The sequence below is a fragment of the Fictibacillus nanhaiensis genome (assembly GCF_036213205.1).
In the GTDB taxonomy this organism is placed as follows: domain Bacteria; phylum Bacillota; class Bacilli; order Bacillales; family Fictibacillaceae; genus Fictibacillus; species Fictibacillus nanhaiensis_E.
In genome coordinates this window covers 44,578-65,384 of record NZ_JARMFC010000010.1, presented here as the reverse complement: position 1 = coordinate 65,384, position 20,807 = coordinate 44,578, and the positions used below count along the sequence as shown (strand labels likewise).

The following is a 20,807-nucleotide window of genomic DNA, read 5'->3' as shown; positions in this document are numbered from 1 at the left end:
TTAATGAGGAAACAGTTTGACAAATGCAGATACATTATTTAATAATAGGGAAGATTTCACTAAACCCTTAAAGGGGGATAAACTGTAAATGGAAAAATACTTAGTCATTGTTGAGTCTCCCGCAAAAGCAAAGACAATAAAAAAATATCTAGGGAGCAAATATGACGTTAAAGCATCTATGGGACATGTTCGTGATCTTCCCAGAAGCCAGACTGGCGTAGATGTTGAGGCAAACTATGAACCGAAATACATTACGATCCGCGGTAAAGGTCCAATTTTAAAAGACTTAAAAACTGCAGCAAAAAAAGCGAAACGTATTTTTCTCGCAGCTGACCCGGATCGCGAAGGTGAAGCAATTGCATGGCATCTTGCTCACAGTTTAGATATGGATTTAGATTCTGAATGTAGAGTTGTGTTTAATGAGATTACAAAAAATGCGATAAAAGATTCATTTAAACGACCAAGAAAGATCAATATGGACTTAGTTGATGCCCAGCAAGCAAGAAGGGTGCTAGACAGACTAGTAGGTTACAAAGTCAGTCCATTATTATGGAAGAAAATTAAAAAAGGATTGAGCGCTGGCCGTGTTCAAACGGTTGCGGTCCGCTTGATCGTTGAACGTGAGAAAGAAATAGAAGCTTTCCAACCGGAAGAGTATTGGAAAATCAAAGGAATCTTTAGTGCTTCTGGAGAGGATTTCGAAGCTCAGTTCTACGGAACGGGCGGCAAGAAAAAAGAACTTTCCAACGAAGAAGAAGTTAAAGAGATACTAAGCACGATAAAGGGCAAACAATTTAAGATCGATTCTGTTCAGAAGAAAGAAAGACGCAGAAATCCTTCGCCACCTTTCATCACTTCTTCACTTCAACAAGAGGCGGCTAGGAAATTGAATTTCCGAGCTAAAAAAACAATGATGCTCGCACAGCAATTATATGAAGGAATTGATCTAGGAAAAGAAGGTACAGTTGGTCTGATCACCTATATGCGTACAGACTCTACACGTATTTCTGATACCGCGAAAACGGAAGCTGCTGAATTCATCGAGAAAGAATATGGAGAGCAATTCTTGAACAAATCAAGAGTGGAAAAGAAAACTGGAAAGAACGCTCAAGATGCCCATGAAGCGATTCGTCCTACTTCTGTTATGTATCACCCACGAGATTTGAAGGCTTATCTTTCTAGAGATCAACTCAGATTATATAAGCTAGTCTTTGAGCGATTCTTAGCGAGCCAAATGGCGTCAGCAGTTCTTGACACGATGACAGTGGATCTCGAAAATAACGGAATCAACTTCCGTGCGACTGGATCTAAGGTTAAGTTTCCTGGATTCATGAAAGTCTATGTTGAAGGCAATGATGACGGAAAAAAAGAAGAAGATCGTATTCTACCAGATGTTCAAGAAGGCATGAAAGTAGAAAAGAAAGATCTTGAACCAACTCAGCATTTTACGCAGCCACCTCCGCGCTATACGGAAGCAAGACTTGTACGTACGATGGAAGAACTGGGGATAGGCAGGCCATCAACATACGCACCAACACTTGATACCATTCAAAAACGCGGATATGTAGCTCTCGACGAAAAGAAGTTTATTCCAACAGAACTTGGTGGTCTCGTTTTAGAGATGACACTGGAATTCTTTCCAGAAGTTTTCAATGTTGAATTTACTGCTAAGATGGAAAGTGATCTTGACGAAGTAGAAGACGGCAAAGAAAACTGGATCAGAATCATTGATGACTTCTACAAAGGCTTTGAAAAGAAACTTAAGATTGCAGAAGAAGAAATGCAAAAAGTTGAGATTAAAGATGAGCCAGCAGGTGAAGATTGCGAGAAATGTGGACATGAAATGGTCTTTAAGATGGGACGCTTTGGAAAGTTTATGGCTTGCTCTAATTTTCCAGATTGCCGAAACACGAAACCAATTGTGAAAGAAATCGGTGTTACATGCCCGACCTGTCATGAAGGAACGATCGTAGAGCGTAAGAGTAAGAAAAAAAGACTTTTCTACGGATGTAACCGTTATCCAGATTGTGAATTTGTTTCTTGGGATAAACCTATTGCCAGAACATGTCCGAAGTGTAATAGTATGTTAGTAGAAAAGAAAACGAAAAAAGGCAAAGTCGTACAGTGTGTATCTTGCGATTATGCTGAAGAGGAAGCAAAGTAAGGAGTTTATCTTCATGAATCAACATGTTAACGTAATCGGAGCAGGTCTTGCTGGCAGTGAAGCAGCTTGGCAGATCGCTAGCCGAGGAATTCAAGTAAAATTATACGAGATGAGACCGGTTAGACAAACACCGGCTCATCATACAGAGAAGTTTGCAGAGCTAGTGTGTTCGAACTCACTTCGTGCAAATACGCTAACGAATGCTGTTGGTGTACTAAAAGAAGAGATGAGAAAGTTAAACTCTGTTATTATTTCATCAGCAGATGATTGTGCTGTTCCAGCTGGAGGAGCTCTGGCGGTTGACCGTCATGAATTTGCTAGCCTTGTAACAGAGCGAGTAAAGAACCATCCTAATGTAGAAGTTATCACTGAAGAAGTAACAGAGATTCCTGAAGGTCCAACAATTATTGCAACTGGCCCTTTAACTTCTGATAACTTATCTAAATCACTAAACTCGTTAACGGGTGAAGAGTATCTTTATTTTTACGATGCAGCTGCACCGATCATCGAAGTAGACAGCATCGACATGGACAAGGTGTACTTAAAGTCACGTTACGACAAAGGTGAAGCAGCTTATTTAAACTGTCCGATGACAGAAGAAGAGTTTGACCGTTTTTATGAAGCATTAATCACTTCTGAAACCGTACCTCTTAAAGAATTTGAAAAAGAGATCTTTTTTGAAGGATGTATGCCTGTCGAAGTGATGGCTAAAAGAGGAAAGAAGACTTTATTGTTTGGGCCGATGAAGCCAGTAGGTCTTGAAGATCCAAAAACAGGTAAGATTCCTTATGCCGTTGTTCAATTAAGACAAGATAACAGTGCAGGAACCCTGTATAATATTGTAGGTTTTCAAACCCATCTTAAATGGGGACCGCAAAAAGAGCTTTTAAGACTGATTCCAGGTTTAGAGAATGCAGAGGTAGTTCGTTATGGTGTAATGCATCGTAATACATTTCTGAACTCTCCGCGCCTCTTAGAAGAGACGTATCAGTTAAAAGCAAGAAAAGATCTTTTCTTTGCAGGTCAGATGACAGGTGTTGAAGGATATGTTGAAAGTGCTGCATCAGGTTTAATCGCAGGTATCAACGCATCAAAGCTTGTTAAAGACGAAGAACTTGCCGTTTTCCCGAAAGAAACAGCGATTGGAAGCATGGCGTATTATATCACGACTGCAAATCCAGATAATTTTCAGCCGATGAATGCTAATTTTGGCCTTCTTCCACCCCTTGATAAGAGGATTAAAAACAAACAAGAACGTAATACTGCTCTAGCTGAAAGAGCACTGGAAACAATTCAGAATTTTATAACAAAATTGTGAACATGTATTGATTTAGCCCCTAAATTGTGTTACGATTTAGGGGCTTTGTGAGGTGTATGTAATGGTATCAGAACGCCAACATGTGGTGGATTTCTTGAATTATTTAATGATCGAGAAGAACTGTTCACCTTATACGATTGAACACTATGAAAAAGACATTAATGATTTTACTTCTTTTTTGAAACAGCAAGCAATCGAAGGATTCGCTGCTGTTTCTTATGTTTTAGTCAGGCAATATTTAGTGACACTTCATGAGAAGAAGTATGCTCGAAATACGGTAGCAAGAAAGATATCGGCGATGAGAAGTTTTTATCGTTTCCTAAACCGCGAAAAGATCGTCGAAGAACATAATCCTTTCGCTATGGCATCACTCCCTAAAAAAGCAAGAATGCTTCCTCAATTTCTTTATGAAAAAGAGTTGGAGAGGCTTTTTAATGTGTCTGATGTTACAACACCTATGGGACAGAGAAATCAAGCAATCCTCGAAATACTGTACGGAACTGGGATACGTGTCAGTGAATTATGTAAGATGCAGCTGAAGGATCTTGATTTAAATGTAGAGATAGCACTTGTAAAAGGAAAAGGGAAAAAAGAAAGATATGTACCGATTGGATCGTTTGCAAGAGAATCTCTTGAAAAATATATACAGAACGGCCGCAAGCTGCTGTTAGAAAAAACAGAAAAGAAGTCGGATGCATTATTTTTAAACTATAAAGGGGAACCTTTAACCGCGAGAGGCGTAAGAACTATATTAGATAAACTAATTGAGGAATCTTCCCTTACCATACATATCAGCCCGCATGTTTTGCGGCACACGTTTGCGACGCACATGCTGAATGAAGGTGCAGATCTAAGAGCGGTACAGGAACTTTTAGGGCACTCAAACCTTTCCTCTACACAAGTTTATACGCACGTTTCAAAAAGTCATTTAAAAAAAATCTATAATAATGCGCATCCTCGAGCATAAAAACAAAAAGGGAGGGATTTTTCAATGTCAACATTTCATGCTACTACAATTTTTGCGATTCAGCATAACGGTAAATCCGCTATGACTGGAGATGGTCAGGTTACATTCGGCAACGCGGTTGTAATGAAACATACAGCTAAGAAGGTTAGAAAGCTGTTTGGAGGAAAAGTGCTTGCCGGATTTGCAGGCTCGGTTGCAGATGCATTTACGCTTTATGAAAAGTTTGAGAGCAAATTAGAAGAATATAGCGGAAATCTGCAGCGTGCTTCAGTAGAGATGGCTAAAGAATGGAGAACGGATCAAGTTCTTAGAAAACTTGAAGCTCTGCTTATCGTAATGAACGAAGAGCATATGTTATTGATTTCAGGTACTGGTGAAGTTATTGAGCCTGATGATGGAATTCTCGCGATCGGATCAGGTGGCAACTATGCTCTAGCCGCTGGTCGGGCACTGAAGAATCATGCACCAGATCTCTCTGCAAAAGAAATCGCTCTTGCATCTCTAAAGACTGCTGGCGAAATTTGTGTTTATACGAATACAGAGATTGTTTTAGAAGAATTGTAAAAAAAGTAAAGGAGCGGTTGCAATGAACAGTCAATTAACTCCAAGGCAGATTGTTGAAAAATTAGATCAGTATATTATAGGTCAAAATGATGCTAAGAAAGCTGTCGCTGTTGCGCTTCGAAATCGTTATAGAAGAAGTTTGCTCGATGATAAGCTGCGTGATGAAGTCTCACCAAAAAATATTCTGATGATCGGACCTACCGGTGTAGGAAAGACAGAGATTGCTAGAAGGTTAGCAAAACTAGCTCAGGCTCCATTCATTAAACTAGAAGCAACTAAATTTACTGAAGTTGGTTATGTAGGGAGAGACGTTGATTCAATGGTCCGTGACCTAGTAGAAACCTCAGTGAGACTTGTAAAAGAGCTAAAGATGAATGATGTAAAAGACAAAGCTGAGCAAAATGCTAATAAAAGACTGGTAGAGCTTTTAGTTCCTGGTAAGAAAACGGAAACGAGCTTTAAAAACCCGCTAGAGATGTTCTTTGGTGGCGGTAATGCAGAACAAGAGCAAAAACCACAGCAAGACGACGCTGAGGATCTTAGACAGAGACGAAATCAAATGGCGCAGAAACTGGCGCTCGGTGAGATGGAGGATCATCTTGTTTCGGTAGAAGTTGAAGAACAGAACCCTTCGATGCTAGACATGTTCCAAGGTTCAGGTCTAGAACAAGTAGGAATGAACATGCAGGACATGATCGGCGGGCTTATGCCGAAGAAAAAGAAAAAACGAAAACTCACTGTTCGAGAAGCTCGTAAAGTATTGACGCAAGATGAAGCGGCTAAACTAATCGATATGGACGATGTTACAAGTGAAGCAGTTTACAAGACCGAACAAACAGGTATTATATTTATAGATGAGATCGATAAGATTGCAGGAAAGAACCAAAACTCTGCCGATGTGAGCCGTGAAGGTGTTCAGCGTGACATCCTTCCGATCGTTGAAGGCTCTACAGTGATGACGAAGTATGGTTCGATCAAGACGGATCACATCCTGTTTATCGCAGCTGGAGCTTTTCATATTTCTAAGCCGTCAGATCTTATTCCAGAGTTGCAAGGAAGATTTCCGATTCGAGTTGAACTAAATAGCTTGTCTGTTGAGGATTTTACACGTATATTAATAGAGCCTGATAATGCGATCATAAAACAGTATAAAGCTCTATTGAGTACGGAAGGTATAAATGTTGAATTTTCTGACGATGCTATTGCTAAGATTGCAAGCATTGCCTATGAAGTGAATCAAGACACCGATAATATCGGTGCACGAAGGCTTCATACCATATTGGAACGCTTATTAGAGGATCTATCTTTTGAAGCGCCTGATATCAGCTTAGATCAAATTACCATTACACCCGAGTATGTAGAAGAAAAACTGGCTAACATCGCAAAGAACAAGGATCTGAGCCAATATATATTATAGGATGCAGTAGGAGGAAGAAAGACAATGAATTTATTGAACAAAGCAAGAAGCATTAACTCGATGCTTCAACAAACAGGTGGTAAACAAGTAAACTTTAAAGAGATGGCTGAAACACTTAGTACGGTGATTGAAGCAAATATTTTCGTAGTTAGCCGACGTGGGAAACTATTAGGTCTCGCTCTTAAACAAGAAATTGAGAACGAACGTATGAAAAAGATGATCGAGGATCGTCAATTCCCTACAGATTACACGAAAAATCTTTTCAACATTACAGAATCTCTTTCTAATATTGATATAGAGAGCGATTATACGGCGTTTCCTGTTGAAAACAAAGATTTGTTCTCTACAGGATTAACAACGATCGTTCCAATCGTGGGCGGCGGTGAAAGACTAGGAACTCTTATTCTTTCTAGACTTTCTACAGCATTTGAAGAAGATGATCTCGTACTAGCAGAGTATGGTGCTACCGTAGTAGGTATGGAGATCCTTCGTGAAAAAGCGGAAGAAATCGAAGAGGAAGCCCGTAATAAAGCGGTTGTTCAAATGGCGATTAGTTCGCTTTCTTATAGTGAGCTAGAAGCAATCGAACACATCTTTGAAGAATTAGAAGGCAACGAAGGATTGTTAGTTGCAAGTAAGATTGCAGACAGAGTAGGAATTACTAGATCTGTTATTGTCAATGCACTTCGTAAATTAGAGAGTGCTGGTGTAATTGAATCACGTTCTCTAGGTATGAAAGGTACTTATATCAAAGTGTTGAACGACAAATTCTTGCTTGAACTTGAAAAGCTTAAAACTTCATAAATAACAAAAAAACCAGTTCTGAAAATCAGAGCTGGTTTTTTTGTTTGTTTATTTTTCATATTCATTGTTATTTTACTAAACACATGTGCAGGTAAAAGTGGTCATTTATTGATTTGCATCCTTCTTATTAAATGTAAAAAATGGACATCGTGAGTTTGTTAAGGAAAAAAATAAAAATTCTTTAACAACTATCACTTATAGCCGTAACAAAAAAGTGCTAGATTGTAGATAATTGTCGATTCAATTAATTATGGTAAAGAGGTACCAAAAACAGTGTAAATATAGGGATTTTATTACTAGTTTTTAAATTGGGTATAAAGTCACGGTCGAAATATAGTCCTTTCTATCGAAAAAAGTCAGTTTGGGAAAAAATACATAGACACTTTTTGGATATATCACTTAAAATATGATAGTGAGGTAAGATTTAACATAATATGAAACTTCTATAGTAAAAAAGAGGGAAGTGGTGAACTTGTTCTCTGGCTCAGTCTTGAAAAACTTAGAAATGGCACTAGATGGATCAGCATTAAAACAAAAGACCATTTCAAATAACTTAGCTAATGTGGACACACCTGGATATAAAGCAAAAGAAACTGTTTTTAACCAGGAATTCAAAAAAAGCTTGCAAGCACATCGAACAGATCAGCGTCATTTTTCATTTGGTAATGGATCATCATCTTCTTTTAGTGTTAAAGAAAAAACAAATACTGTGATGAATCATAACGGAAATAATGTAGATGTAGATAAAGAGATGGCTGAATTAGCGAAGAATCAGCTTTATTATCAGACACTTGTACAGCGGATTAATGGGAAGTTTAATTCGATTAAGATGGTTGTTAAAGGTGGGAGATAAATATGGGAGTTTTTGATGCAATGAATGTATCGGCATCCGGTTTAACTGCTCAGCGGCTTAGAATGGATGTTGCTTCCTCTAATATGGCAAATGTTGATTCGACACGAGGTGAATTTAAGAACGGTGTGTGGGAACCTTATCGACGCAAAATGGTTGTACTAGGTTCAGGTGAATCAAGTTTTAAGAACATGTTTAATAAAGCTGTAAGTAACGGAAAGATGTCTGGCGTTAAAGTCAATGGAGTAATCAATGATCAAACGCCATTTAAAACGGTCTATCAACCTGAACATTCTGATGCTAACGAAGAAGGTTATGTTCAGCTTCCAAATGTAGATCCACTAAAAGAAATGGTCGATTTAATGAGTGCTACTCGCTCTTACGAAGCAAATGTTACTGCACTAAACGCAGCAAAAGGAATGTACTTAAAAGCATTAGAAATTGGCCGTTAGGGGTGTGAAACATGGACAAAATTTCAATCGGTTCACTTCAGAATATGAGTAACCCTACATCAGTTGCAAAAGTTACACCATATGAAGCTCAAGAGGACTTTAAAAGCTATTTAAAGGGAGCTTTAGATACGTTGAGTGAAACGCAAGCGCAATCTAATCAAGCTACTCAGGGTTTAATGAACGGAAACATGGATAATCTTCACCAAGTTATGATTACTGCCGAAAAGGCAAGTGTAACGATGCAAACGACTCTAGAGATTCGTAATAAAGTTGTTGAGGCCTACCAAGAAATTATGAGGATGCAAGTATAGGCTCTTTTATATGATTCGATATTAGCATTCGGTTTTGGGGGTAGCTGTTAAAAATTTTTATTGCGTTTATCGGGGGAAAAAATGAAAGAAAAATGGAAAAACATCATCAAGCAAACGACAGAGCGGTTTAAAACTCGTTCCAATTTACAAAAGGGATTTATTCTCGGAGGAATCTTTCTAATTATCGTAGCTTTTATCTTTGTAACAATCATGATGTCAACACCTAACCTTGTTCCTTTGTATTCAAATCTTTCCCCTCAGGAAGCAGGTCAAATACAAGAGAATTTAAATAGCAAAGGTGTGGCGAATGAAGTACAAGATGGCGGGAAAACAATACTAGTTCCTGAAGAACAAGTAAATAACCTGCAAGTGCAGCTTGCTGCAGAAGGATTGCCTGAAAGCGGAAATATTGATTTTTCATACTTTGGTGAGAAATCAGGTTTTGGGATAACAGACAAAGAGTTTGGTGTACTAGAAAGAGAAGCGACACAGACAGAGATTGCTAGTTTAATAAAGAGCATTAACGGGGTTGAAGATGCAAGCGTTATGATCACTCTCCCTGAAAGCAGTGTCTGGGTGAACCAAGAAGAAGAGAAAGCATCAGCTTCTGTTGTACTTTCTTTAGGAGCTGGGGCGAAATTAAATGAAAATCAAGTAAAAGCTCTTTATCACCTTGTCTCAAAGAGTGTAAGCAATCTTCCTATGGAAAATATCGTCATTACAGATCAATACTTTAATTATTATGACTTAAATTCTGTAAATTCTACTTCTTCAGCTTCAAAATACGAGGAGCAAAGAAAGATTAAACAGGACGTTGAAAGAGACTTACAACGAAGAGTTCAACAGATGTTATCAACAATCATGGGGCAAGGTAAAGTAGTTGCTACAGTTACGACGGATATTGATTTTACAGAAGAAAAACGTGAAGAAAGCATTGTAGAACCAGTTGATAAAGAGAACATGAAAGGCATTGAAGTAAGCGTAGAGCGAATAAGAGAAACGTTTACAGGAGAAGGTGCAGGAGAAGGTGGAGTAGGAGGAACAGGTGACCAAGAGGTTCCAACCTATCCAGGTTCAGCTGCGGGATCAAACGGTGACTATGAAAAAGTTGAAGAACGTATTAATAACGAAGTAAACAAGATTCGTAAAGAAATTGTGGAAAGTCCTTATGAAATAAGAGATTTAGGTATTCAAGTGATGGTAGAGCCACCTACTCCAAACAAACCAGAATCTCTTCCGCAAGAACGATTAGATGATATAGAACAAATTTTGAGTGCGATCGTTAGGACAAGTATCTCTAAAGACATTAACGAGACATTAACAGAAGATGATATTCAAGAAAAAATATTTGTATCTGCACAGCCGTTCAACGGTAAGCAAGAAACAAGTACCATTTCTACAGGTATTCCAGTATGGATCTACATTGTTGGTGGAATTTTATTGATCGTAATTATTCTATTGATCTTTTTGCTTTCGCGAAAAAGAAGAAGAGAGACCGATACTAGGATTGAAGAATTCCAGATGGATGAGCCACAAGAGTCGTACTATGTTCCAGACGTAAACCAAGAAAAAGGGTCAGAGGGAACCGTTCGCAAGGAACAGTTAGAGCGAATGGCAAAAGAAAAGCCGGAAGAATTTGCCAAGCTAGTAAGAACATGGCTATCAGAAGAGTAAGGAGGTAACGATCGATGGCAAAAGGGATGAAAGAACTATCTGGTAAAGAGAAAGCGGCAATCCTCGTTATCTCTTTAGGACCTGATGTGGCTGCACAAGTATATAAGCATTTAAGTGAAGAAGAGATTGAGAGATTAACGCTTCAAATCTCACAAGTAAGAAAAGTAGATTCAACGTTAAAGGATGAGATTATCACACAATTTCATCAGTTAGCTCTTGCGCAAGATTATATTACTCAAGGTGGAATCGGCTATGCGAAGACGGTACTTGAGAAAGCGGTAGGTAAAGATGAAGCGATGCAGATCATCAATCGTTTAACTTCAACTTTGCAAGTAAGGCCGTTTGACTTTGCTCGAAAAGCAGATCCAGGTCAAATATTAAACTTTATTCAAAACGAGCACCCACAAACGATTGCTCTGATCCTATCTTATTTGGATTCCTCTCAAGCTGGACAGATACTTTCTGAACTCCCACAAGAGATGCAAGCAGATATAGCCAAAAGGATTGCATTGATGGATCGAACATCTCCTGAAGTGATCAATGAAGTGGAGCAGATATTAGAAAGAAAGTTATCTGCTACTGTTACACAAGATTTCACGCAAGCTGGTGGAGTTGAAGCAGTTGTAGAGGTGTTAAACGGTGTAGATCGGAGCACAGAACGAACGATTCTGGATGCGCTTGAAATCCAAGATCCTGAGTTAGCAGAAGAGATCAAGAAAAGAATGTTTGTGTTCGAAGATATCGTTACTCTTGATAACCGTGCGATTCAAAGAGTTATTCGTGAAGTACAGAACGAAGATTTACTTCTTGCTTTACGTGCCTCAAGCGAGGAAGTAAAAGAAGTGATGTTCAATAACATGTCACAGCGTATGGCTGAGAACTTTAAAGAAGAGATGGAGTTTATGGGACCTGTTCGACTTCGTGATGTAGAGGAAGCTCAGTCTAGGATCGTTGGAACAATTAGAAGACTTGAAGAAGCTGGAGAGCTCGTGATCGCTCGAGGCGGAGGAGATGATGTGATTGTCTAAAGTCATAAAATCTTTTCACGATCACAAAGAGAAGTCTGAAACAAGTGAAGTGGTAATCGGTATACAATCACTCTCATTATTTACTGCGAGCAATCATGCGAATTTAGAGAATGAAGACGAAGAGTCAAAGGTCATTCGTTTAAAAAATCAAGCTTATACCTTGTTAGAAGAAGCGAAGAACGAAGCAGCTTCTATAACAAAGGAAGTAGAAGAATACAAGGCGGCGCAACATAAAAAATTTGCTGAAGAAGAAGCATCTTGGAAAATGAAGTTGGAAGAGGCTTATGAACAGGCGAAGAATGAAGGATACGATGCTGGCTTTCAAAATGGTTTAGAACAAGGTCACGAAAGCTGGGCTGTGCAATTAAATGAAGTTAAAAACTTTATGGATATGTTAAGAAACGACTACCATAACATTCTGAGTGAAGCAGAACCACAGATGGTCATTCTTGCTATGGCAGCCGCTGAAAAAATCTTAGGGAAAAAGCTACAAGAAGCTCCAGAAACGTGGATTGCTATCGTAAAGCAACTCGTAAAAGAAGCTCGAGAATTTGAAGAAATCAAGCTCTATGTTCCTCCACAATGGTTCGAACTTACGCAAAACTATCGCGAGGAATTAAAGAACATGCTGCAATCTACAGCGACACTTTTTATCTATCCAGATGAGAATTTAACTGAGAATGGTGCAATAATCGAGTTTCCTTTTGGAAAGATCGAAGCAACACTCGACGTTCAGTTGAAAGAGATCAGAGAAAAACTGTTAGAACAACTTGAGGTGTCAGATTAATGAACGTGGAACACATGATCGATTCCCTTCAATCACTAGATTCATATAAAAGATATGGAAAAGTGATTAGGGTAGTTGGGCTAATGATTGAATCAAAAGGACCTAAAACGTCAATCGGCGATGTCTGTTATATACACACTGGAAACAACAAGCAAAGAATCAAAGCAGAAGTAGTTGGCTTTCAGGAAGAGAATGTCTTATTGATGCCATTTACATATGTAAAGAATATTGCAGTTGGCAGTTTGGTAGAAGCAACACATCGAGCGTTGGAAATCAAGGTGGGACCTTCTTTGATAGGAAAAGTACTAGATGGTATGGGTGTTCCTTTAGATGGATCACCACTGCCTCGTGGGTTGTTTCGGTATCCTTCAGAGAACGAGCCGCCGAATCCGATGGAAAGACCTAGAATTCATGAAAGCATTCAGCTCGGTATTCGGTCGATTGATAGTTTGTTAACGGTTGGAAAAGGACAAAGGGTGGGTATCTTTGCCGGAAGTGGAGTCGGTAAGAGTACGTTGCTCGGTATGGTCGCACGCAATTCGACAGCTGACCTTAATGTTATCGCTCTAATCGGTGAACGAGGACGCGAAGTTCTGGATTTTATTGAACGAGATCTAGGTGAAGAAGGTTTAAAGCGATCGATTGTAATCGTTGCGACTTCAGACCAACCGGCTTTAATGCGGATAAAAGGAGCATTAACGGCAACGAGCATCGCTGAATATTTTCGAGACCAAGGCAAGAACGTCATGCTGATGATGGATTCAGTAACACGCGTTGCTATGGCGCAACGTGAGATCGGTTTAGCTGTTGGTGAGCCACCAACAACAAAGGGATACACTCCAAGCGTATTTGCGGTTCTTCCGAAATTATTAGAACGTTCTGGAACGAATAAGAATGGAACGATTACAGCTTTTTACACTGTATTAGTTGATGGTGATGATTTTAACGAGCCGATTTCAGATACTGTTCGAGGTATTTTGGATGGACACTTTATTTTAGATCGAAGTTTAGCCAATAAAGGGCAGTTTCCTGCTGTCAACATTCTAAAGAGTATTAGCAGGGTGATGAACGATATCGTTCCAAAAGAGCATCGGCAAGCAGCTGAACGTCTCCGAGAACTTTTGTCAGCTTACGTCGAAGCAGAAGACTTGATCAGCATTGGCGCATATAAGAGGGGTTCCTCTAAATCAGTGGATGAAGCGATTCAGATGTACCCTAACATTTTAGCGTTTCTAAAACAGCAAGTAGATGAAGATGTTAGTTACGAAGGTGCTCTCGAGCGGCTGTTGATTGAATTTGGAAAGGATGAACGTTGATGTCATTTCATTTCTCTATGGAAAAAGTTTTGTCTGTTAAACAAAAGGAAAAAGAATCGATCGAACAAGAATTAGGAGAGGCTGTACAAGCATTCGAGAGCATCGCAGAAGAGATTTACAGCCTTCTTAAAAGGAAAGAAGACGTCGAGAACCAATCGAATTTTACCTTTCAGCAGAGAATCATAGTAAATGATCTACAAAATACACAGCGTTTTCTGTTATCCATGACGAACAAGATCAAAGAGTTACAGCCATTATTACAAAGAGCCAGAGAGAGAATGCAAGTTATCCAACAAAGGTTATTACAACAGACGATTGAAGTGAAGAAATACGAAAAGCTAAAAGAAAGACAACTCAGCGCATATAAAGTGGAAGTTGCTTCTTATGAGAATAAGCAGAACGACGAATTTTCAGTATTGCGTTTTGCGAAGTCATAAAATCGGGTGATCAGATGAAACAGAACGAAAAATCCAGTAAAATGGTTTGGTTTTTATTAGTAGTGTTGGTACCTTTCGTTTTTGCATTAACTGTATTTGGTATCGTTCTGTCGTTCATGGGAGTGGACGTGTGGGAAGAGGCAAAAAGCACTGGTAAAAACATACCTGTTATCAAAAATATATTTAATGAAAAGTCCGAAGTAGCTGTAACAAACTCTGGGCAAGAGAAACAGTGGAAATCAAAGTTTGATGAGCAAGAAGATTACATCAAAATACTATCTGCTGATCTACAAAAGAAAGAAAAAGAAGTCACTGATTTAAAAAGTAATATCGCACTATTAGAAAAGCAAGTAGAAGATGCAGAAACAAGTGTGAAAGAAGAAGAAAATGAGCAATTAAAGAAATTATATGAAGCAATGTCAGCAAAAGATGCTGCAGCTGTAATGTCAGAGATGAACAACAATCAAATCATGGGCATCTTAGTGCTTTTACAATCCGAAACGCAAGCTGCGATCCTTGCCAAACTTGATGCAAAACGCGCAGCAGAGCTTACGGTACTCATGGCAAATAAGTCTCTATAAAGGAGGTGATAAACGTGCAATTGATGATATCGCAGTCAGCTGTTTCAGGAGCACAAACTTCACCTATATCCGTTTCTTCACAAAAAGGAAACGGTACGGATTCTCTCTTTTCTCAATTACTAGCATCTTCTGGCGTTGAAAGTGAACCGCTTTCTGAAGGTTTAGGAGATATGATCGCAAGTATTTTAAGAAGCATTGAGGGGCTTGACCAGAATGATGACCTACTAAATAACGAAACGGTTCAATCATTATTAAAAGAACTGCCACCTGAGATAAAAGAAGTCGTTGAGAAGCTTTTGAAAAGCGAGATTGATTTTTCCGAGATTGGAGTTAATCCTATGCCTGAGATGAAGCTAGCACTATTGTTGCAGTTTGTTGTTTATGAAGAAACCGAGCTATTCTCTCAAAAAGACCAGAAGCAGATCACAGATATGATTGGCCGATGGTTTCCGGGAATTAAGCTTGATCAAAAAGATTCTATAACAAAACAGACAGAACAGGTTTTTGGAGAGATAAAAAAGCTTCTTAGCGAGTCATCAAGTAATGATAAAAATGCTTTTTTAAAAGTTGTTGAAACACTATCTGCTGAAAAAAAGGTGAAGAGCTTTGCGGATCAAGTCTTTCAGCGATACTTACCGACAGCAAAGTCAATTGAACCAAATGTATCAGCTCCAAAGGAACTTCAAACGTTACAAAGTCCGCTTTCTCCAGTAGAACAATGGACTTTGAAAATACCTTTTTCAGGTGGAGAAGGACCAAAAGAGCAATTTGTTCGTGAGGTTCAACAGATTATCTCAAGAGGAAAGCTGTTCGTTACAGAAACTGGATTTACGAAGATGCAGATTCGTTTAACACCTGAACACCTCGGTAACATCGAGATACAGCTTATCCAAAAGCATGGTGAAATCACGGCAAAGATCATTGCATCTAGTCAAGGTGCGAAAGATGCCTTAGATAGTCAGCTCACACAATTGAAACAAGCCTTCACTAGTCAAGATATAGACTTTGAGAAGATCGATGTCTTTCTAAACGGTGACGAACCAACCTTTGATTTTCGTGATCAAAATAGTCAAGGATATGAAGATCAACACCATGCAGACGAGAACATGACTGATGATGAAAAATCAGATCATCTCACATTTGATGAACAATTATCACAATTGGTATTAAACGAAAAGGTGTGATGAGCAATGACTAAGATCTCTGAAGATCTTATGCTGTCGAATTACCAAACCAAAACAAAGCAAACTGGTTCAAATATTCTAGGAAAAGATGATTTTCTTAAAATTTTAATGACTCAGCTTCAAAACCAGGATCCTACAAGTCCCATGCAAGACCGTGAATTTATCGCACAGATGGCAAGCTTTTCATCGTTAGAACAGATGACAAATTTGAACCAAACGATGCAGCAGTTCCTATCTTTCCAAACAGAATCTTCCTTGTTACAGCAAAGCCAGATGATTGGTAAACAAGTAACTTATGAAACCGAAACAGTAGATGATGAAGGTAACAAAAAGATAGAAGAAAAAGAAGCTGTAGTAAAATCTGTGTTATTTGAGAAAGGATCTGTCATGTTGGAAATGAGTGACGGAACAAAAATCACAAGTTATCAAGTGATCAAAATAGCTGATCAGGCAAAGTAAGGAGTGGAAAATATGAGCGAACGTATCCACGCTCATCAATTGTACCAGCCGATCCTTTACCCGAATCATCGACAGCAGAAAAAAGTAGATCAATCTTTTCAATCAGTTCTTCATAAAGAGTTTAAAAACCAACTAACCGTTAGTAAACACGCTCAAAAAAGATTACTTGATAGAAATATTACGATATCAGAAACAAGCTGGAACAAGATAAGTGAAAAGGTGATCGAAGCTCGGCAAAAAGGTATTAAAGACTCGTTAGTGATCATGAAAAATGTCACTCTTGTCGTTAATACTTCAAATCAAACTGTAATTACAGCGTTAGATCGAAACGAAAGTACATCTCAGATCTTTACAAACATCAATGGTGCCATCGTCATAGACGAATAAACGGGCTGGACCTTTACAGGAGGCTCACAAACTGCCGATTGACAGACGCAGTCATTTAACCAAGTAAGGGAGATAAAAACAAATGTTACGTTCTATGTATTCAGGAATCAGTGGTATGAAAAACTTTCAGGTGAAGTTAGATGTAATTGGGAATAACATCGCAAACGTTAATACGTACGGATTTAAGAAAGGCCGTACCACTTTTAAAGATCTTGTGAGTCAGCAGATTGCTGGAGCGAGTGCAGGAACTGCTGCTAAAGGAGGAGTAAATCCCAAGCAAGTAGGATTAGGCTCACAATTGGCTACGATTGATACTGTTCATACTCAAGGGAGCTTGCAAAACACAGCTAGACCCCTTGACTTAGGAATTTCTGGAGATGGATTTTTCAAGTTACTGTCAGGTACAGAGACTACTTATACTAGAGCAGGAAATTTTTATTTAGATAGTACAGGTCAAATCGTTAACGCAGACGGTAAATTTTTATTAGGGACTGGTAATACAAGAATTACAGTTCCACCTTCTGCAAAAAGTTTTAGTGTAGGTGCAGATGGAACAGTGAGCTATATTGATAATGCAGGTGCACTTATTACAGCTGGTCAAATTGAACTTGCTAAGTTTCCAAACAATGAAGGGTTAGAAAAAGCAGGAAGTAATGAATACCGTGCTAGTGTAAATTCAGGAACACCATCAGCATCTACTCCTGGTGGAGCTGGCGGAGCAGGCACACTAGTAGCTGGTGCTCTAGAAATGTCCAACGTAGACTTATCTGAAGAGTTCACGGAGATGATTGTTGCTCAGCGTGGATTTCAAGCGAATACAAGAATCATTACAACATCGGACGAGATCCTTCAAGAACTGGTGAACTTAAAACGTTAATGTGAAGGGAGATAGGGGTGAGCGGGAAACGGCTTAACTCCGAAACTCATGATTTCTTTAACTCAGTTAAATGGCAATACATTTACGCTGAATGCGATCTATATTGAACAGATCCAATCGTTTCCCGATACGACGATCACTTTAACAACAGGCAAAAAGTTTGTTGTTAAAGAAAGTGAAGAACAGGTTGCTCAATTGATATCGACTTTCTATAGAAATATTAACATGCTGCCACTAAGTCAGAAAAAGGAGGGTCTGTAGTTGGGAAAAAATAAAGCGGTAACGATCATGCTTTCCATGCTTGTAGCGATTGGTCTCATCGGTGCAGCAGGTTATTACGGGTTCAAACAGTTCTCACCTAAAACCGAAGCTTCTGAACCAACAGCAGAAGAACTGGACAAGCTTATGGTCGAAACCAATGAAATGACAACCAATCTTGCAGATCAGTCTTATGTGAAGATTCAGTTCAAGATTCAAGCGGATAATGAAGATGCGAAACACGAACTTGAAAAAAGATTGTTCCAAGTAAACAACCTTATCATCTATGAGATCTCGAACAAAAAAACAGAAGAACTATCTGGTCAAGAAGGGTTGATCTCATTAGAGAATAAATTAAAATCTGAGATTAATAAGGTTATGCAAGATGGGAAAGTAGTCAGAGTCTACACAACTCAAAAGATCATACAATAATTCACTAAAAACGGCATGAAAAGAGGTGAGACTCTTGGTTGATGTTTTGTCACAAAACGAAATAGATGCTCTTCTCTCCGCCCTTTCCACCGGAGAGATGGATGCAGAAGAGCTTAAAAAGGAAGAGTCAGAGAATAAGGTTAAAGTTTACGATTTTAAAAGAGCCCTTCGTTTTTCGAAAGAGCAGATTCGGAGTTTAACGAGATTGCATGAGAACTTTGCAAGACTTTTAACGACTTATTTTTCGGCTCAGCTTAGAACGTACGTCCAGATCGGCGTAGCGTCTGTTGATCAGCTACCCTATGAGGAATTCATCCGCTCTGTTCCGAAGATGACTCTTTTGAATGTGTTTGAAGCACATCCTTTTGAAGGGCGCATCTTAATGGAGGTCAATCCGAATATTGCATATGCCATGCTGGATAGAGTGATGGGTGGCAGCGGCGCGGGGATGAATAAGATTGAGAATTTAACTGAGATCGAGACAAGAATTATGAATCAGTTGTTCGAAAACACACTTGATAGTTTTAAAGAAGCATGGGCGAGTGTGATTGAATTGGATCCGTTCATGCTCGACTTGGAAGTGAATCCACAATTTTTACAGATGGTTTCTCCAAATGAAACGGTAGTCGTCATCTCTTTAAACACGACGATTGGTGAAACGAGCGGTATGATAAATATTTGCCTACCACATGTTGTCATTGAGCCGATCATACCAAAGCTATCGGTTCATCATTGGATGCAGAATAAAAAGAAAACAAGAATTCCGGGAGAAACTGAATTTATTGAACAAAAGATAAAGAACGCTTTTTTGCCTTTTAAGGTTGAGTTAGGATCTTCAGACATGTCGATAGAAGAGTTTCTGAACTTATCAATCGGTGACTGTATTGAACTAGATCAAAGAATCAACCAACCGCTTGTGATTAAAGTAGAAAACAATCCAAAGTTTTACGGTCAACCTGGAAAAGTGAAGAAAAAGCTAGCTGTTCAAATTATCGAAACCATTAAGGAGGATGAGGATCAATGGTAAGTGGAGATATGCTTTCACAAGACGAAATTGATGCTTTGCTGAATGGTGGAAGTCCTTCCTCGTCCGGAGCGACCGAAACCGAAGAATACCTATCATCGATCGAACGCGATGCGTTAGGTGAGATTGGTAATATTTCGTTTGGAAGTGCTGCAACAGCACTGTCTACGCTCTTAAATCAAAAGGTAGACATCACTACGCCAGCAGTAACTGTTGTGAAACGCACGGAGTTAAAAGATGAGTTTCCGATACCGCATGTTGCGGTCCAAGTTACTTATACAGAAGGAATCGAAGGAGCTAACTTGTTAGTGATTCGTAAGACGGATGCACAGATCATTGCTGATTTGATGCTTGGTGGTGAAGGGACTAATCCTTCTCCAGATTTTGGAGAACTGCAACTAAGCGCTGTTGGAGAAGCGATGAATCAGATGATGGGATCAGCTTCAACATCGATGTCTACGATCTTTAATAAAAAGGTAGATATATCACCTCCAAAGATTGATTTTCTAGATGTTGAATCAAACACGAGTTTGATTCCTGATGAAGAGATTTTAGTAAAAGTTTCTTTCAGACTTAAAGTAGGTGAGCTGATCGATTCAAATATCATGCAGCTGATTGATGCTGAGTTCTCAAAGGACCTTGTACATAAGCTAATGAATCCTGAACCTATTGTTGAAAATGAACCGGTTGCCGATTATGTCCCTCATGAAGATGTTGCAACACCATCACCGGTAGATCATTATCAAGAACGTGTTCATAGTGACTCAAGAAACGATCCAGAGCCTACTTATCAACCACAGATGAGAGACGTTTCCATTCAGCCGGCAAGTTTTTCAGACTTTGGAGATTATGAGGTGAACCAAAGAGATACGAAGAACTTAGACATGCTGTTAGATATTCCACTTCAAGTCACAGTAGAGCTAGGAAGAACAAAGAAAACAATCAAAGATATTTTGGAAATGTCACAAGGTTCGATTGTAGAGCTCGATAAACTAGCTGGTGAACCAGTTGATATCTTTGTAAACCATAAGATGATCGCAAAAGGCGAGGTCGTTGTAATTGATGAGAACTTCGGAGTCCGTGTAACAGAGATTTTAAGCCAGCGTGATCGTCTAGAAAAATTGAAATAATTATCGGAGGTAAGTGAAATGGGAGAACGTATTTTAGTTGTTGATGATGCAGCATTTATGAGAATGATGATCAAGGATATCTTAGTTAAGAATGGATTTGATGTAGTAGGCGAAGCAGCAGACGGTGCGCAAGCGATCGAGAAATTCCAAGAGTTAAAACCTGATCTCGTTACGATGGATATTACGATGCCAGAAATGGACGGCATCTCAGCTTTAAAAGAAATCAAGAAAACGAACCCTGAAGCAAAAATTATCATGTGTTCAGCGATGGGGCAGCAAGCGATGGTAATCGATGCAATCCAAGCAGGCGCAAAAGACTTTATCGTAAAGCCCTTTGCAGCTGACCGTGTAATTGAAGCGATCAAGAAGACTTTAGGCTAAGCGTT

24 protein-coding genes are annotated in these 20,807 nt (G+C 39.1%); all 24 read left to right on the top strand.

Annotation, left to right across the window (positions count from 1 at the left end; all coding sequences use genetic code 11):
- Positions 1–88 precede the first annotated feature (88 nt).
- A complete protein-coding gene (topA, locus tag P4V41_RS12345) occupies positions 89–2,164 on the top strand; it encodes a type I DNA topoisomerase (protein WP_328085214.1) in 2,076 nt (691 codons plus the stop codon).
- 13 nt (positions 2,165–2,177) lie between these two features.
- A complete protein-coding gene (gene trmFO, locus P4V41_RS12340; RefSeq protein ID WP_328085212.1) occupies positions 2,178–3,482 on the top strand; it encodes an FADH(2)-oxidizing methylenetetrahydrofolate--tRNA-(uracil(54)-C(5))-methyltransferase TrmFO in 1,305 nt (434 codons plus the stop codon).
- A 61-nt stretch (positions 3,483–3,543) separates the two neighbouring features.
- Positions 3,544–4,449: a tyrosine recombinase XerC gene (gene xerC, locus P4V41_RS12335; protein ID WP_328085210.1), complete on the top strand. Its 906-nt coding sequence runs from the start codon at positions 3,544–3,546 to the stop codon at positions 4,447–4,449.
- Between the two features lie 24 nt (positions 4,450–4,473).
- On the top strand, positions 4,474–5,013 hold the full coding sequence (hslV, locus tag P4V41_RS12330; protein WP_328085209.1) for an ATP-dependent protease subunit HslV: 540 nt from the start codon (positions 4,474–4,476) through the stop codon (positions 5,011–5,013).
- A 22-nt stretch (positions 5,014–5,035) separates the two neighbouring features.
- Positions 5,036–6,430, top strand: a complete 1,395-nt coding sequence (hslU, locus tag P4V41_RS12325) for an HslU--HslV peptidase ATPase subunit (RefSeq protein WP_328085207.1) — start codon at positions 5,036–5,038, stop codon at positions 6,428–6,430.
- Positions 6,431–6,454: 24 nt separating this feature from the next.
- On the top strand, positions 6,455–7,234 hold the full coding sequence (gene codY, locus P4V41_RS12320; protein WP_197127713.1) for a GTP-sensing pleiotropic transcriptional regulator CodY: 780 nt from the start codon (positions 6,455–6,457) through the stop codon (positions 7,232–7,234).
- A gap of 466 nt (positions 7,235–7,700) precedes the next feature.
- Positions 7,701–8,087 (top strand): flagellar basal body rod protein FlgB, encoded by a 387-nt coding sequence (gene flgB / locus P4V41_RS12315; RefSeq protein ID WP_328085205.1) that lies wholly within the window; start codon positions 7,701–7,703, stop codon positions 8,085–8,087.
- Between the two features lie 2 nt (positions 8,088–8,089).
- Positions 8,090–8,536, top strand: coding sequence for a flagellar basal body rod protein FlgC (gene flgC / locus P4V41_RS12310; RefSeq protein ID WP_328085204.1), 447 nt, complete (start codon positions 8,090–8,092; stop codon positions 8,534–8,536).
- A gap of 11 nt (positions 8,537–8,547) precedes the next feature.
- On the top strand, positions 8,548–8,847 hold the full coding sequence (gene fliE, locus P4V41_RS12305; protein ID WP_328085203.1) for a flagellar hook-basal body complex protein FliE: 300 nt from the start codon (positions 8,548–8,550) through the stop codon (positions 8,845–8,847).
- A gap of 81 nt (positions 8,848–8,928) precedes the next feature.
- On the top strand, positions 8,929–10,521 hold the full coding sequence (gene fliF, locus P4V41_RS12300) for a flagellar basal-body MS-ring/collar protein FliF (RefSeq protein ID WP_328085202.1): 1,593 nt from the start codon (positions 8,929–8,931) through the stop codon (positions 10,519–10,521).
- A gap of 14 nt (positions 10,522–10,535) precedes the next feature.
- The gene (fliG, locus tag P4V41_RS12295) at positions 10,536–11,549 is read left to right on the top strand and encodes a flagellar motor switch protein FliG (RefSeq protein ID WP_066393658.1); all 1,014 of its coding nucleotides are present in this window, start codon (positions 10,536–10,538) and stop codon (positions 11,547–11,549) included.
- Positions 11,542–12,336 (top strand): flagellar assembly protein FliH, encoded by a 795-nt coding sequence (gene fliH / locus P4V41_RS12290; protein WP_328085200.1) that lies wholly within the window; start codon positions 11,542–11,544, stop codon positions 12,334–12,336. Before fliG ends, fliH begins: the two co-directional genes overlap by 8 nt.
- Positions 12,336–13,652 (top strand): flagellar protein export ATPase FliI, encoded by a 1,317-nt coding sequence (fliI, locus tag P4V41_RS12285; protein ID WP_328085198.1) that lies wholly within the window; start codon positions 12,336–12,338, stop codon positions 13,650–13,652. Before fliH ends, fliI begins: the two co-directional genes overlap by 1 nt.
- Positions 13,652–14,089 carry a flagellar export protein FliJ gene (gene fliJ / locus P4V41_RS12280; RefSeq protein ID WP_328085197.1) on the top strand — a complete coding sequence of 146 codons (438 nt, stop codon included), beginning with the start codon at positions 13,652–13,654 and terminating at the stop codon, positions 14,087–14,089. The genes fliI and fliJ overlap by 1 nt, the downstream gene beginning before the upstream one ends.
- A 14-nt stretch (positions 14,090–14,103) precedes the next feature.
- Positions 14,104–14,670 carry a hypothetical protein gene (locus P4V41_RS12275; RefSeq protein WP_328085195.1) on the top strand — a complete coding sequence of 189 codons (567 nt, stop codon included), beginning with the start codon at positions 14,104–14,106 and terminating at the stop codon, positions 14,668–14,670.
- A gap of 23 nt (positions 14,671–14,693) precedes the next feature.
- Complete coding sequence (locus P4V41_RS12270; RefSeq protein WP_328085324.1) at positions 14,694–15,854, top strand: flagellar hook-length control protein FliK; 1,161 nt, start codon at positions 14,694–14,696, stop codon at positions 15,852–15,854.
- A gap of 6 nt (positions 15,855–15,860) precedes the next feature.
- Positions 15,861–16,313: a flagellar hook assembly protein FlgD gene (gene flgD / locus P4V41_RS12265; RefSeq protein WP_328085194.1), complete on the top strand. Its 453-nt coding sequence runs from the start codon at positions 15,861–15,863 to the stop codon at positions 16,311–16,313.
- A gap of 12 nt (positions 16,314–16,325) precedes the next feature.
- A complete protein-coding gene (locus P4V41_RS12260) occupies positions 16,326–16,700 on the top strand; it encodes a TIGR02530 family flagellar biosynthesis protein (protein ID WP_328085192.1) in 375 nt (124 codons plus the stop codon).
- An 82-nt stretch (positions 16,701–16,782) separates the two neighbouring features.
- Entirely contained in the window at positions 16,783–17,577 is a 795-nt protein-coding gene (flgG, locus tag P4V41_RS12255; RefSeq protein ID WP_328085191.1) for a flagellar basal body rod protein FlgG, read from the top strand.
- A gap of 48 nt (positions 17,578–17,625) precedes the next feature.
- Entirely contained in the window at positions 17,626–17,838 is a 213-nt protein-coding gene (locus P4V41_RS12250; RefSeq protein WP_328085190.1) for a flagellar FlbD family protein, read from the top strand.
- Positions 17,839–18,267: a flagellar basal body-associated protein FliL gene (fliL, locus tag P4V41_RS12245; RefSeq protein WP_328085188.1), complete on the top strand. Its 429-nt coding sequence runs from the start codon at positions 17,839–17,841 to the stop codon at positions 18,265–18,267.
- Positions 18,268–18,301: 34 nt separating this feature from the next.
- Entirely contained in the window at positions 18,302–19,294 is a 993-nt protein-coding gene (gene fliM, locus P4V41_RS12240) for a flagellar motor switch protein FliM (RefSeq protein ID WP_328085187.1), read from the top strand.
- A complete protein-coding gene (gene fliY / locus P4V41_RS12235; RefSeq protein WP_328085186.1) occupies positions 19,288–20,421 on the top strand; it encodes a flagellar motor switch phosphatase FliY in 1,134 nt (377 codons plus the stop codon). The genes fliM and fliY overlap by 7 nt, the downstream gene beginning before the upstream one ends.
- 18 nt (positions 20,422–20,439) lie before the next feature.
- Complete coding sequence (locus P4V41_RS12230; RefSeq protein ID WP_066240809.1) at positions 20,440–20,802, top strand: response regulator; 363 nt, start codon at positions 20,440–20,442, stop codon at positions 20,800–20,802.
- Positions 20,803–20,807: the final 5 nt, after the last annotated feature.

Bases quoted from the DNA above. Each gene is read 5' to 3' on its own strand.
- flgD (WP_328085194.1), top strand. From the start codon at position 15,861: ATGACTAAGATCTCTGAAGATCTTATGCTGTCGAATTACCAAACCAAA.
- hslU (WP_328085207.1), top strand. From the start codon at position 5,036: ATGAACAGTCAATTAACTCCAAGGCAGATTGTTGAAAAATTAGATCAG.
- P4V41_RS12270 (WP_328085324.1), top strand. From the start codon at position 14,694: ATGATATCGCAGTCAGCTGTTTCAGGAGCACAAACTTCACCTATATCC.
- P4V41_RS12260 (WP_328085192.1), top strand. From the start codon at position 16,326: ATGAGCGAACGTATCCACGCTCATCAATTGTACCAGCCGATCCTTTAC.
- trmFO (WP_328085212.1), top strand. From the start codon at position 2,178: ATGAATCAACATGTTAACGTAATCGGAGCAGGTCTTGCTGGCAGTGAA.
- flgG (WP_328085191.1), top strand. From the start codon at position 16,783: ATGTTACGTTCTATGTATTCAGGAATCAGTGGTATGAAAAACTTTCAG.
- xerC (WP_328085210.1), top strand. From the start codon at position 3,544: ATGGTATCAGAACGCCAACATGTGGTGGATTTCTTGAATTATTTAATG.
- fliJ (WP_328085197.1), top strand. From the start codon at position 13,652: ATGTCATTTCATTTCTCTATGGAAAAAGTTTTGTCTGTTAAACAAAAG.
- topA (WP_328085214.1), top strand. From the start codon at position 89: ATGGAAAAATACTTAGTCATTGTTGAGTCTCCCGCAAAAGCAAAGACA.
- P4V41_RS12250 (WP_328085190.1), top strand. From the start codon at position 17,626: ATGATTTCTTTAACTCAGTTAAATGGCAATACATTTACGCTGAATGCG.
- hslV (WP_328085209.1), top strand. From the start codon at position 4,474: ATGTCAACATTTCATGCTACTACAATTTTTGCGATTCAGCATAACGGT.
- fliG (WP_066393658.1), top strand. From the start codon at position 10,536: ATGGCAAAAGGGATGAAAGAACTATCTGGTAAAGAGAAAGCGGCAATC.
- fliY (WP_328085186.1), top strand. From the start codon at position 19,288: ATGGTAAGTGGAGATATGCTTTCACAAGACGAAATTGATGCTTTGCTG.
- fliI (WP_328085198.1), top strand. From the start codon at position 12,336: ATGAACGTGGAACACATGATCGATTCCCTTCAATCACTAGATTCATAT.
- P4V41_RS12275 (WP_328085195.1), top strand. From the start codon at position 14,104: ATGAAACAGAACGAAAAATCCAGTAAAATGGTTTGGTTTTTATTAGTA.
- flgC (WP_328085204.1), top strand. From the start codon at position 8,090: ATGGGAGTTTTTGATGCAATGAATGTATCGGCATCCGGTTTAACTGCT.
- fliE (WP_328085203.1), top strand. From the start codon at position 8,548: ATGGACAAAATTTCAATCGGTTCACTTCAGAATATGAGTAACCCTACA.
- P4V41_RS12230 (WP_066240809.1), top strand. From the start codon at position 20,440: ATGGGAGAACGTATTTTAGTTGTTGATGATGCAGCATTTATGAGAATG.
- codY (WP_197127713.1), top strand. From the start codon at position 6,455: ATGAATTTATTGAACAAAGCAAGAAGCATTAACTCGATGCTTCAACAA.
- fliF (WP_328085202.1), top strand. From the start codon at position 8,929: ATGAAAGAAAAATGGAAAAACATCATCAAGCAAACGACAGAGCGGTTT.